At 68.8% G+C, this 12563-nt stretch carries 12 protein-coding genes; 8 read left to right on the top strand and 4 right to left on the bottom strand.

The genetic code is table 11. The features are described 5' to 3' along the window. The coding region (locus tag ABZ471_RS04430) for a sugar phosphate nucleotidyltransferase (RefSeq protein WP_359062285.1) at positions 1-140 on the bottom strand (140 nt) is incomplete at its 3' end. A gap of 132 nt (positions 141-272) precedes the next feature. On the opposite strand from ABZ471_RS04430, the gene ABZ471_RS04425 reads away from it, so the two are divergent. Continuing rightward, positions 273-854, top strand: a complete 582-nt coding sequence (locus ABZ471_RS04425; protein ID WP_359062263.1) for a 5-formyltetrahydrofolate cyclo-ligase — start codon at positions 273-275, stop codon at positions 852-854. An 81-nt stretch (positions 855-935) separates the two neighbouring features. On the opposite strand, the gene ABZ471_RS04420 is transcribed toward ABZ471_RS04425, so the two are convergent. Beyond that, on the bottom strand, positions 936-3713 hold the full coding sequence (locus tag ABZ471_RS04420; protein WP_359062261.1) for a penicillin acylase family protein: 2778 nt from the start codon (positions 3711-3713) through the stop codon (positions 936-938). A gap of 217 nt (positions 3714-3930) precedes the next feature. On the opposite strand from ABZ471_RS04420, the gene ABZ471_RS04415 reads away from it, so the two are divergent. The 6 genes from ABZ471_RS04415 (at position 3931) to mscL (ending at position 9863) form a co-directional block, all read left to right on the top strand. Continuing rightward, positions 3931-5487 carry a potassium/proton antiporter gene (locus tag ABZ471_RS04415; protein ID WP_359062259.1) on the top strand — a complete coding sequence of 519 codons (1557 nt, stop codon included), beginning with the start codon at positions 3931-3933 and terminating at the stop codon, positions 5485-5487. Positions 5488-5815: 328 nt separating this feature from the next. After that, complete coding sequence (locus ABZ471_RS04410; RefSeq protein ID WP_359062257.1) at positions 5816-7111, top strand: MFS transporter; 1296 nt, start codon at positions 5816-5818, stop codon at positions 7109-7111. A 67-nt stretch (positions 7112-7178) separates the two neighbouring features. Continuing rightward, a complete protein-coding gene (locus ABZ471_RS04405) occupies positions 7179-7493 on the top strand; it encodes an FmdB family zinc ribbon protein (RefSeq protein ID WP_359062255.1) in 315 nt (104 codons plus the stop codon). A gap of 99 nt (positions 7494-7592) precedes the next feature. Then, entirely contained in the window at positions 7593-8426 is an 834-nt protein-coding gene (locus ABZ471_RS04400) for an S-methyl-5'-thioadenosine phosphorylase (RefSeq protein WP_359062253.1), read from the top strand. 213 nt (positions 8427-8639) lie between these two features. Continuing rightward, positions 8640-9248, top strand: a complete 609-nt coding sequence (locus ABZ471_RS04395) for a hypothetical protein (RefSeq protein ID WP_359062251.1) — start codon at positions 8640-8642, stop codon at positions 9246-9248. A gap of 138 nt (positions 9249-9386) precedes the next feature. Further along, positions 9387-9863: a large conductance mechanosensitive channel protein MscL gene (gene mscL / locus ABZ471_RS04390; protein ID WP_359062249.1), complete on the top strand. Its 477-nt coding sequence runs from the start codon at positions 9387-9389 to the stop codon at positions 9861-9863. Between the two features lie 19 nt (positions 9864-9882). Here mscL and ABZ471_RS04385 read toward each other — a convergent pair whose 3' ends face one another. Together ABZ471_RS04385 and ABZ471_RS04380 are read right to left on the bottom strand one after the other, a co-directional pair. Further along, complete coding sequence (locus tag ABZ471_RS04385) at positions 9883-10059, bottom strand: hypothetical protein (RefSeq protein WP_359062247.1); 177 nt, start codon at positions 10057-10059, stop codon at positions 9883-9885. Beyond that, positions 10028-11152, bottom strand: a complete 1125-nt coding sequence (locus tag ABZ471_RS04380; protein WP_359062245.1) for a pyruvate formate lyase family protein — start codon at positions 11150-11152, stop codon at positions 10028-10030. The genes ABZ471_RS04385 and ABZ471_RS04380 overlap by 32 nt, the downstream gene beginning before the upstream one ends. A gap of 159 nt (positions 11153-11311) precedes the next feature. On the opposite strand from ABZ471_RS04380, the gene ABZ471_RS04375 reads away from it, so the two are divergent. Further along, entirely contained in the window at positions 11312-12550 is a 1239-nt protein-coding gene (locus ABZ471_RS04375) for a low temperature requirement protein A (protein WP_359062243.1), read from the top strand. Positions 12551-12563: the final 13 nt, after the last annotated feature.

The raw sequence follows: 12563 nt of genomic DNA, 5'->3' as shown, positions 1-12563 counted from the left end.
TCGACCACGTACTGGATCGCCGGCTTGTCCACGACCGGCAGCATCTCCTTCGGAGTGGCCTTGGTGGCCGGCAGGAACCGGGTACCCAGACCTGCTGCGGGAATGACAGCCTTGCTGATCCTGGGGTTCGACTGAGTCATGCCCGCACCTTATCCGGTGCCTTTGCAGAGAATCTGTGGCTCCGGTTGATCAGCCCTCATATGAGCACATAAGGAAGGGTGCGAGAGCGACAAGTGGAACACGACGGACGCGCTGCCGAGCCTGACAAGCGAATGTTGCGACGGGAGTTCCTCGCGATGAGGAACAGGTTGACGGAGGATGTCGTCCGGGAAGCGGGCGACGCACTGGCTCGGCACGCCCTTGAACTGCCCGAACTGGCGCATGCGCGCACGGTGGCGGCGTACGTCTCCGTCGGGAGCGAGCCCGGCACGCTCGCGCTGCTGGATGCGCTGCGCGCGCGGGGCGTGCGCGTCCTGCTCCCCGCGCTCCTGCCCGACAACGACCTGGACTGGGGCGACTACGCCGGCCCGGACTCCCTCACGCGAATCCAACACGGGGGAAAGATGGCCCTGTTCGAGCCTTCCGGCAAGCGCCTCGGCCCGGACGCTGTGATCACCGCTGACGTCGTTCTGCTGCCCGGCCTCGCGGTGGACGCGCGCGGGATGCGCCTGGGGCGCGGCGGAGGGTCGTACGACCGCGTGCTCGCACGTCTGGAGCGCGCGGGAGCACACCCCGCGCTCGTGGTGCTCCTGTACGACACGGAGGTCGTCGCGCGCGTACCCGAAGAGGCGCATGACCAGCCGGTGCACGCGGTGGTGACGCCGTCGGGCGTGCGCCGCTTCGCGAGCGCCTGACCGATCCGGTCCCCGGCCACATGCGAGATGGCCCTCCACACACACGCGTGGAGGGCCATCTCATCGGCCTACGTCAGCGACTCACGGCTTGAGGACGAGCGTGTCGCTGGTGCTCTCGTCGACCGCCTTGTCCGAGAACGACCAGGGCAGCAGCTCGCCCTTGGCCCACTTGCTCGTCTGGTCGGTGTAGTGGGCGCTGTAGGCGTGCCCGGAGGCTCCGGCCAGGTTGATCCACTTGGACTTGTCGAGGTCCTTGAGGTTGACCACCATCCGCATGGACGGCACCCACACGACGCTGTAGCCGCCGGCGGCGTTCCAGCCGGTCGCGTTGACGGTGGCCTCGCCTCCGCTGAGCCTCCAAGGGCCGCGGTTGAGGACGTACTGAAGGAACTTGGGTCCCTCGGTGCCGAGTGTCTGGTTCTTCAGGAACAGGCGGTGCAGCCGGCCCCAGTTCCAGGTGTCGATGTCCTTGCCGAGCTTGGCGGTCAGCTCCCAGCGGGCGTCGATCATGGCGCGGGCGAACAGCTGGTCGCGGTTGTCGGCCTTGGGCCGGGTGCCCGACGCAGGCGTCTTCCACCAGTCGCTGTCCGGCTTGTCCATCAGCTTGCGTACGACCTCGAACCAGCGGTCGCCGCCGTCCGGCTGCGCCTGGTCGGCGTCGCGCTGGCCGCACTCGCGCACCTTGGTGTCGTCGTCCACCGGGCCGGTGCTGTCGACCTTGTGGACCCACAGGCACTGGCCCTTGACGCGCAGCTCCTTGGGGAGCTTGTTGCCGAAGGCGAGCTTGAGGATGTTGCGCCAGACGGCGTTGAAGTATGCGGCAGCGGCGGAGTCGGCGTCCTGGGTGTAGTCCCAGCCCTCCAGCAGCTTCTGCGCTTCCCGGACGTTCTTGTCGTCAAGGTTGATCTTCAGCAGCTTGGGCACCAGCAACTTGGCGATCTCGCTGCTGTTGTCCAGCTGCATCTGGCGCATGTCGTCGGTGGAGATCTTGCCGCCGTCCTTGATCTTGGACTCGATCAGGTCGGTGATGCGCTGGCTACGGGTGCCGTAACCCCAGTCGGTGGTGAGTGTGTACGGGTACTTGTCCTGGTCGACCACGGCCTGGTTGGCGGTGACGATGTAGCCGCGCTTGGGGTTGTACTCGTAGGGCAGCTCGTCCTGCTTGATGAAGCCCGTCCAGCGGTACTTCGACTCCCATCCCGGCGCCGGGATGGAACCGCTGTCCGCCGAGGAGCGGGTGGGGATCTTGCCGGGCAGGGTGTAGCCGATGTGGTTCTCGGTGTCGGCGTAGACGAGGTTCTGCGAGGGCACGTCGAACAGTGCGGCCGCGGATCGGAAGTCGTCCCAGTCGGCCGCCTTGTCGATGGCGAACACGGCGTCCATGGAGGTGCCCGGGTCGAGCGCCGTCCACCTCAGGGCGATGCCGTATCCGTCGCCGCGGTCGGGCGCCGCAGTGTTGACGGTGGCCCTCTTGCCGACCTGGACGAGTTCGTCGTCGCGGTCGGAGAGCAGCGGCATCCCGTCGGCGGTCTGGCGTACGACGATCTTCTTGGACTGGCCGCCGGCGACCTTGATGGTCTCCTCGCGGCTCTTGAAGGGCCGGACCTTGCCGTCGTACAGGTAGCCGTTGCCGCTGAGCTTCTCCAGGTACAGGTCGGTGACGTCGACACCGGAGTTGGTCATGCCCCAGGCGATGTCCGCGTTGTGGCCGATGATCACACCGGGCATGCCGGCAAAGGTGTAGCCGGTGACGTCGTACTGGCACTTACTGGAGACGCTGCGGCAGTGCAGGCCCATCTGGTACCAGACGGACGGCAGCGACGGCGACAGGTGCGGGTCGTTGGCGAGCAGCGGCTTGCCGGTGATGGTGTACTGCCCGGAGACGACCCAGGAGTTGGAGCCGATGCCCTGGCCGTTCACTCCGACGGCGGTGGGCACGTCGTCCAGGACCTTGTAAAGGCCCGCCAGCTGGCTCGTGAGGGCCGAACCGGACGTGGACGAGGTGGAGGAGCCGGTCGTGCCCGCTGCGCCCTGAGAGCCGCCTGTGGCGTCGCCCTGCTGGAAGGTCTTGGTCAGCTCGTTGTACTGACCCTTCTGGACGATCGGCTTGTTGCGGCTGTAGGGGTACTCCGGGTACAGGTCCGCGATCTGCTGCGGGCCGAGGCGGCTGGTCATCAAGGCACGGTCGACCTCGTCCTGCATGTTGCCGCGCAGGTCCCAGGCCATCGCCTTCAGCCAGGAGACGGAGTCGACCGGGCTCCACTTCTCGGGCTTGTAATCGTTGGTGAAGCCCAGGGCTGCGTACTCGAGGGAGATGTCCTTGCCGTCCTTGCCCTGAAGGTAGGCGTTGACTCCCTTGGCGTATGCCTGGAGGTACTTCTTCGTGGAGTCCGACAGCTTGGTGTCGTACTCCTCCTCGGCGATCCGGTCCCAGCTCAGGGTGCGCAGGAACTCGTCGTTCTTGACCTGGCCCTTGCCGAACATCTCCGACAGGCGCCCGGAGGTCATGTGCCGGCGCACGTCCATCTCGTAGAACCGGTCCTGTGCCTGGACGTAGCCCTGCGCCATGAACAGGTCCTCGTCGGACGAGGCGTAGATCTGCGGTATGCCGTTACCGTCCCGCTTGACGTCCACGGGTCCCGAGAGGCCGTCGAGCGTGATCGAACCCGTGGTCTGCGGGAAGGAGGCGCGGACGGTGCTGATCGACCAGTACGCCCCGTAGGCGATGCCTCCGATGAGGGCAAGGACCAGCACCAGCACGATCAGCCGGGCTTTGCGCCCCTTCTTCCTACCGGACGTGCCGGGCGTGGCACCCGCGGTGGCGGTGTCACCCTTTGTGGCGGTGGTGTTGGGGGGCATCGCTGTCCTTGCTGTCCTAACGCGAGCGGCAGGTCGGGCTGTGACTTTGAATGAGCGCTGGAGCAACCATAGGCGCAGGGCCCCGAACCGCTTGACGCGGAGTCGGGAACCAGCGCGCACGGACGTTCGATCTTGCCTCGGCGAACGTCAAGAAAGCGTCAAGAGTTAGGTAAGGTAACGAAGTGCTTGGGTGCGGTGCGCCGCAGCCTCGGGTCTTGTGTACGTGAGCTCGCCCGCCCCGCGCGCGGGCCAAGGAAGGAAACCGCCGCTGACCGTTCACCACCTCAACCAGCTCCTGCTCGTCTGCTCGCTCGTCCTCCTGGTCGCCGTCGCGGCCGTCCGGATCTCCTCGCGCAGCGGGCTCCCCAGCCTGCTCGTCTACCTGGGCATCGGCGTCCTCATGGGCCAGGACGGCATCGGGGACATCCACTTCAACAACGCCGAGATGACCCAGGTCATGGGGTACGCGGCCCTGGTCGTGATCCTCGCCGAGGGCGGTCTGGGCACGAAGTGGAAGGAGATCCGGCCCGCCCTGGCTTCTGCCTCCGTACTGGCGCTGGCAGGGGTCACGATCAGTGTCGGCGTCACAGCGGCGGGCGCGCACTATCTGGTGGGGCTGGAGTGGCGGCAGGCGCTCATCATCGGCGCGGTGGTCTCCTCGACGGACGCGGCGGCGGTCTTCTCGGTCCTGCGCAAAATCCCCCTCCCCGCGCGCGTGACGGGCACGCTGGAGGCGGAGTCCGGTTTCAACGACGCCCCTGTGGTCATCCTGGTCGTCGCCTTCTGCGTGACAGGCCCCGTCGAGCACTGGTACGTCCTGCTCGGCGAGATAGCCCTGGAACTGGCCATCGGCGCGGCCATAGGGCTCGCGGTGGGCTGGTTCGGGTCGTGGGGCCTCAAGCACGTGGCCCTGCCCGCCTCCGGCCTCTACCCGATCGCCGTGATGGCGATCGCCGTCACGGCGTACGCCGCCGGCGCGCTGGCGCACGGCAGCGGCTTCCTGGCCGTGTACCTGGCGTCGATGATGCTCGGCAACGCCAGACTCCCGCACTGGCCTGCCACGCGCGGATTCGCCGAGGGAGTCGGCTGGATCGCCCAGATCGGCATGTTCGTCCTGCTCGGCCTGCTTGTCACCCCGCACGAGCTGGGCGACGACATCTGGCCGGCTCTGGTCATCGGTCTCGTGCTGACCATGGTGGCCCGCCCGCTGAGCGTGGTGCTGAGCCTGGCCCCGTTCCGGGTGCCGTGGCCGGAGCAGGCACTGATGTCGTGGGCGGGGCTGCGCGGCGCCGTGCCGATCATCCTGGCGACCATCCCCATGGTGAACGGCGTCGACGGCAGCCGCCGCATCTTCAACATCGTCTTCGTGCTGGTCGTCGTCTACACCCTCATCCAGGGGCCGACCCTGCCCTGGCTGGCGCGCACACTGCGCCTGGGCGAGCAGGGCGAGGCGTCTGACCTCGGCATCGAGTCGGCGCCCCTGGAGCGGCTGCGCGGGCATCTGCTGTCCATCTCGATCCCCGAGGGTTCCCGGATGCACGGCGTCGAGGTCAACGAGCTGCGGCTGCCACCCGGGGCCGCCGTCACCCTGGTCGTCCGGGATGGAAAATCGTTTGTTCCGCTACCCACGACGGTCCTGCGGCACGGAGACGAACTCCTCGTGGTCGCCACCGACCCGGTCCGCGACGCGGCGGAACGACGGCTGCGCGCCGTCGCTCACGGCGGCAAGCTGGCCGGCTGGCTGGGCACGAACGGGGCGGGCGCGGGGCGCTGAGCGCGGGCCGCCGGCGCGAGGGGCGCTCGATGCGGGCGTGAGCTGCGCGAGTGTGCGTTAAGGGTGTGTTTCGAGCGGTTCACACCTTCGCCAATCTCAGGTGAACGCGCCCCATGGTGCTCATTTTCACAGGCTCACAAGCCTGTGACCCCTGTACTATTAAGGCACCCTGATCGAACCAACTCTGTCTGACGCAGAGCTGGCGCGACCGTATGGCGGCCGGAACGCCCTCCGCAGTGGCACCGGTATCTACCGCAGTTCCGCGCAAGAGGACAGCTCTCGGCGCCCCCGCACGGGCGCGCTACCAGGCGGTAGAAAGGCACGGGCCGTGGCGTCCACGGTCACCACCGAGTCGGCGAAGAACTCGTCGGCTTCGTCCCGCCCTGGTTACGGACAGTTGCTGCGCACCCGCGGCGCCTGGACGTTCCTGCTCCCCGGCTTCGCGGCGCGCCAGCCGTTCGCGATGCTCACCATCTCCATCGTGCTGCTCGTGCAGCACACCACCGGCTCGTACGGCGCCGCGGGTGCCGCCGCGGCCGCCACCGGTGTGTCCATGGCGCTGTTCGCGCCGTACAGCGGCCGCCTCGCCGACCGCTACGGGCAGCGCGCCGTCCTGATCCCGGGTGTCCTGGTGCACACGCTGTCGGGCCTGACCCTGACGGCGCTCGCGCTGGCGCATGCGCCCCTGTGGGCGCTGTTCGCAGCGGCCGTGCCGACCGGTGCCTCGGTGCCGCAGGTCGGACCGATGGTGCGCGCCCGCTGGGGCGTGAAGCTCCAGGGTTCGCCCCTGATGACCACCGCCGCGGCGTTCGAGTCCGTCACGGACGAGCTGACCTTCGTCTTCGGACCCCTGCTGGCGACCGCGCTCTGCACTGCCGTGACCCCGTCCGCGGGCCTGGTGACGGAGGCCGCGCTGACGCTCGTCGGCGGTCTGCTGTTCGCCGCGCAGAGGAAGACGCAGCCGTCGGTGACCCGCGAGAGCGGGCACGCGCGCGTGCAGCACGCTTCCGCCCTGCGTATCCCCGGTGTGCGGGTGCTGGTCGTGACCTTCCTGGGCATCGGGTCGGTCTTCGGCGGTATGCAGGTGTCGCTGGCGGCGTTCACCGAGTCGATCGGCGAGCCCGGCCTGAACGGTGTCCTGTACGGCACCTTCGCCGCGGGCAATATGCTCTCCGGCATCGTCTGCGGCGCCATCGCCTGGAAGGTCGCCCCGCAGCAGCGCCTGCTCGTCGGCTACACGGCGCTCGCGCTGACCGCGTCCGCGCTGTGGACGGCGCACTCGGTGCTGTTGCTGGCCGCTCTCGGCCTGCTGGTCGGCATGTGCATCGCACCGGCCCTCATCACCGGCTACACCCTCGTCGACGGCCTGGTGCCGGCCGGGGCCCGCACCGAGGCGTTCACCTGGCTGACCGGCGCCGTCGCGCTCGGCCAGGCTGCCGCCGTCACCGTCGCCGGACAGTTGGAGGACCACCTGTGGAACGGCGCCGGTTTCCTGGTGCCGATGGCCGGCACCCTGCTCGCGCTGACCACCCTGGTGGCCCTGCGTTCGCTGCTCATCACCCCCTCCCGGAACCGCACGGTCGCACGTGGCGTCGGTCACCGCGTGCCGGTGACGGTGGACTGATCCCCGGGAATACGTCACTATGGACCGTCGTTAGCACTCATCGAGTGAGAGTGCCAGGAGGAAGACAGTGCCGACCTACCAGTACCAGTGCACCGAGTGCGGCGAGGGCCTCGAGGCGGTTCAGAAGTTCACCGATGACGCCCTGACCGAGTGCCCCAGCTGCAGTGGCCGCCTGAAGAAGGTGTTCTCCGCGGTCGGCATTGTCTTCAAGGGCTCCGGCTTCTACCGCAACGACTCCCGCGGTTCCACGTCGAGCAGCAGCCCGGCGTCGAAGTCGTCCGGCTCCGCGCCGTCCAGCTCTTCGTCGTCCGACTCGAAGTCGTCGTCTTCGTCGGCGTCCTCGTCTTCCTCGTCGGGCTCCGCCAGCAGCTCCGCAGCCTGAGAAAGCATTCCCCGGGCCCTGCCGTCGTGCGACGGCAGGGCCTCAGGTGTTCCCCGCACCGGCTCCTCCGCGTTTTCGCAGCCAGCTAGTGTGCTCGTCATGGCGAACGCAGAAATCGGCGTAATCGGTGGCTCGGGCTTCTACTCGTTCCTCGACGACGTGACCGAGGTCCAGGTGGACACCCCCTATGGGCAGCCCAGCGACTCCCTCTTCCTCGGCGAGATCGCCGGCCGGCGGGTCGCCTTCCTGCCCAGGCACGGCCGCGGCCACCACCTGCCCCCGCACCGCATCAACTACCGCGCCAACCTCTGGGCCCTGCGCTCGGTCGGCGTCCGGCAGGTTCTCGGACCGTGCGCGGTGGGTGGGCTGCGCCCCGAGTACGGCCCGGGCACCCTGCTCGTACCGGACCAACTGGTGGACCGTACGAAGTCCAGGGCGCAGACGTACTTCGACGGGCTGCCGCTGCCTGGCGGCACGGTGCCCAACGTGGTGCACGTGTCCATGGCCGACCCCTACTGCCCCGCAGGTCGGGCCGCCGCGCTGAAGGCGGCACGAGGACGGGACTGGGAACCGGTGGACGGCGGCACGTTGGTCGTGGTCGAGGGACCGCGCTTCTCGACCCGCGCCGAATCGTTGTGGCACCAGGCTCAGGGCTGGTCAGTGGTGGGCATGACCGGGCATCCGGAGGCGGCGCTCGCCCGTGAACTGGAGCTGTGCTACACGTCGCTGACCCTGGTCACCGACCTGGACGCCGGCGCCGAGACCGGTGAGGGCGTCTCGCACGAGGAGGTGCTGCAGGTGTTCGCCGCCAATGTGGACCGACTGCGGGGTGTGCTGTTCGACGCGGTGGCGGCGCTGCCGGAAACAGAGGCGCGGGACTGCCTGTGCGTGAACGCGCTCGGCGGTATGGATCCGGGCTTCGAACTGCAGTGACGTAGGGGGATACAGGAGGCGGGGCGGCCGGGCAGGGCGGCTGTCGAAGGGAGCCGCCCTGTGGAGAACCAGGCGGCGGATCGAGCGGAGTTCCCCGTTCGGGTGGGCGAGTTGTCCGCAACCTGTCGGTAGTCCACCGGCTCCGGCGGGCTTCGGCGCGAGGCCTCATCGTGGCACCGCAAGCCGAATCCTTCGTCGCAGGCGGTGATCCTCATGCCTTTGACCTCGTCGTCCCCCACTCCGTCCGTGCCCTCTCCCCCGCACCCTCGCTCGCCCTTCGCGCCTCCCTTCCGCCTCCCGCGTCCGCTGGGCACGGATGCCCCGGCGACCTGCGAGGTCCCCCACTTCGCCCCGGTGCGCGTGCGGGGCGGGCGGTATCAGCTGCAACGTCTCGTACGACATCGCAGGCGAGCCCTCGCGGCCGGTCTCGCCGTGACGGCGGCAGCGCTCGTGGCGGCGGGGCCGCGGACCTCGACGGAAGAACCGCACCGCGCCGACCGGGCTCGCGGGCACCCGGTCACAGAGCCCGTACGACGGCAGCCAACGGTGGACATGGTGACGGCGCCGGTGCGGATCGCCGACGCCGCCACCGTCCGGCTGCTACAGCCCGGCGACCGGGTCGACGTCATCGCCGCCGAGGACCCGTCGACCGGAGGCGGCGCCCGGGTGCTCGCGCGCGGTGTGCGGGTGACGAAGGTCCCGGAGCCCTTGGAGGGTGCGGCCGAGAGCGGGGCACTCGTCGTGCTGTCGGTGCCGCGCACCATGGCGGCTCGGCTCGTCGGCGCAAGCGCCACGGCACGGCTGGCGGTGACGTTGTGCTGAGCCGCCTCGTCCGTTGTCTCGGCGGCCTGCTGCCAAGTCCCTTGATCGATCCGCGGAATTGGACACAATGGCCTCACCGTGCCGTAGGTTGCGGAGCGTTTCGTTCCACACCCTGTGCATGCGAGGAGAGTCCCCGAGGTGAGTGCGAAGAAGGAACCGAGCATCCTGCAGGGCTTCAAGGCCTTCCTGATGCGCGGGAACGTCGTCGATCTGGCGGTCGCGGTGGTCATCGGCGCCGCCTTCACGAACATCGTCAACTCGGTGGTGAAGGGGCTCATCAACCCGCTGGTGGGCGCGATCGGCACGCAGAGCCTGGACCACTACAGCTCCTGTCTCAAGGACCCGTGTGTGGTGAACGCGGACGGTTCGGTGAAGAGCGGTGTGCCGATCCTGTGGGGCACCGTCATCGGAGCCACGCTCACGTTCGTGATCACCGCGGCGGTGGTGTACTTCCTGATGGTGCTGCCGATGTCGAAGTACCTGGCACGGCAGGAGGCCCGCAAGAAGGCACGCGAGGGCACGCACGAGGTCATCGAGGTGACCGAGCTGGAGGTCCTCAAAGAGATCCGCGACGCGCTGGTCGCGCAGCGCGGGTCGGGGCACGACGAGCGCTAGCGGCGCTCCTGCGGGCGACTCAGAGGTGGTGGGGCGGCTTCTCGTCGAGGAAACGCTTCAGGTCGGCGGCGCTGTCGCCGTCCGAGCGATCGCCCCACCCGCGGTCGGTGTCGTCCGAGGACTGCTGGTTCAGCGGGTCGTCGAAGACCAGCGCGGGCTTCGGGTCACGCGGCTCGGATTCGGGGGCGGTGCTCATGCCTCAAGGGTACGTCCCCGACCCGGACGGCCCCGCAGAACTGTCTCGGCAGGCGCGTGCGGCTGCCCGCCCGAGCAGCCGCAGGGCACGGGTTCAGACCACGGACAGGCCCTGGGCCGCGAACACGTCCCGGGCCAGGGCAACACGGGTTACAGCGGCCGATGGACATGGCGGCACCGTTCTGCTCCTCGACCGCGCCGAGACAGGCGAAGGACAGCCACTGGACTGCTTTGCGGCCAGGACAGGCGGGGCCGGAGATCTCGTAACCGTAGGACAGGGCCACGGGCCTGAGTTCTTCGAGGGCCCGGATCTGCTCGCTGACTTCCTCGCGTTCCTGGATGAGCTGCGCCGTCGGCCATTCGGCGTCGAGGAGAACCTTGACCGCCTGTTCGGCCGCTATGAGCCGGTCGACGCCGTAGAGGGCGACGCGACGGTAGCCGCCGATGATGCGACCGCGGACGTAGGCGTCGGGCAGGCCCGTGATGATGCCGCAGGAGCGGCAGGCGCGGATCTCGGGCGTGAACGCGTCGAAGACACCGTCGTTGTAAGTCTTGCGGGTCTTGGTGTAGGTCTCCCGGACGCCAGGGTCGGGCTCGTACCCGTAGGCCTTCGGAGTGCCGTCGACCATCCGCCGGCCGCCGCCCGGCATGACGTCCCGCCCGGGCGGCGCGTCGGTCTGCATGCGGACGATCAGGTCGGGGTCGGGGTCGACGTAGCCGGGGGCGAAGGCGTCGGTGCGGGACGGGGTCGTCAGGTCGACGTCGTGGAAGCCGCGTTCGATCTCCTCGGGGAACGTCGCGAGGAGACCGTTCCAGACCCGGGTGGTGCGCTCCGCGGGTCCGGCGAGGAAAGAGGCGTCGCCGCCGTGGGGGGTGCAGTTGCGCTGGACGAAGTCGCGGACGTCGACGGTGTCGCGACAGCAGCCGTCCCGGAAGCCGGCCCAGGCGTCCCAGCGCGCCGGGGGCTCGCCCGTCGTGTCTTCCGCCGCGGTCGCCGTGATGATTTCCGCAGGCGTGGCTGTCCTGACCCGCACCTTCAGCATCAGGTGGTCGCTACGGAGCCACTGCACGCCCGCGAGGACCTGCCCGGGCACCGCGTCGGTCCCCGAACGATGCCCGAAAGCCCCATGGCCCGCCAGGCGAAGCGGGAAAGAGGGCGCCCGACCTGGGGTTCACACCGGGACTTTGGCTATTTGTCCATTTGTGAACCTGTTCACAAGATTTTGTCGCGGTTTTCTGCTGTCCTGGGAGGCATGACGTCCAGTTCCGCTCCGGCGCCCGCCTCACCGGGCGCACAGCAGTCCCAGGGGCTCCTGCGGCGGCTCACCGCGCGCGGGCGCGACGAGGCGCATCGGGTTTCCTCCCCGCTGGAGCTCTTCTTCGACCTGTGTTTCGTCGTGGCCATCGCGCAGGCGGGCGTGCAACTCGTGCACGCAGTGGCCGAGGGGCACGCGGGCGACGGAATCCTGAACTACGCGATGGTGTTCTTCGCCATCTGGTGGGCCTGGATGAACTTCACCTGGTTCGCCTCGGCGTACGACAACGACGACGCGCTCTACCGGGTCGTCACCCTGGTCCAGATCGCCGGCGTGCTGGTTCTGGCCGCGGGCGTCTCCCAGGCGTTCGAGCACCACAACTACCTGATGGTCTGGCTGGGCTACCTGATCATGCGGTTGGCGATCGTCACACAGTGGCTGAGAGCGGCGAGATCGGCCGAGGGCGCGGAGAGAACCGCGGCGCTCAGATACGTGGGTGGTGTGCTGTTGTGCCAGGTCGGCTGGCTGGGACTGGTACTGCTGCCCGCGCCCGCCCGGCCCTGGACGTTCCTGGTGATGGCGATCGCGGAGCTGTGTGTGCCGCTGTACGCAGAGAAGGGCCACGAGACGGCATGGCACCCACACCACATCGCCGAGCGGTACGGCCTGTTCACGATCATCGTGCTCGGTGAGAGCATCGCCGCAGCCACGGTCGCCGTGAAGTCCGCGGTGGACGAGCACGACGCGCTGAGTGAGCTGCTGCCGATCGCGGCAGGCGGCCTGCTGATCGTTTTCTCCGCGTGGTGGATCTATTTCGTGGTGCCCATCCACGGGCACCTGCGCTCCAACGAACAGGCGTTCCTCTGGGGTTACGGCCACTATCTGATCTTCGCGTCGGCAGCTGCGATCGGCTCGGGCCTGGAAGTGGCGGTGGAGCAGACGGTCGGCAAGGCGCACATCTCGACGCTGTCCGCCTCAGCGGCCGTGACCCTGCCGACGGCGCTGTATCTGCTGACGGTGTGGGCCCTGCACTCGCGCCACTTCAAGGTCGGCATCACCCAGCAGCTGGTGCTTCCGGTCACGGCACTGCTGGTGATCTGCTGCACCTTCCTGGGCGATTGGGCGGTGTTCGCCGCGGGGCTCGTGTCGGCGGCAGCGGTGGCGACCGGGGTGACGCTCACGGCGCGCACGGTCGCCCACGAGCGGCACGGGAGCGCCTCGGCGCCGGCCTCCTGACTCCTGCGGGCGC

Source organism: Streptomyces sp. NPDC005728, from assembly GCF_040630895.1.
Lineage (GTDB): Bacteria > Actinomycetota > Actinomycetes > Streptomycetales > Streptomycetaceae > Streptomyces.
This window is presented reverse-complemented; position numbering and strand designations above follow the sequence as displayed.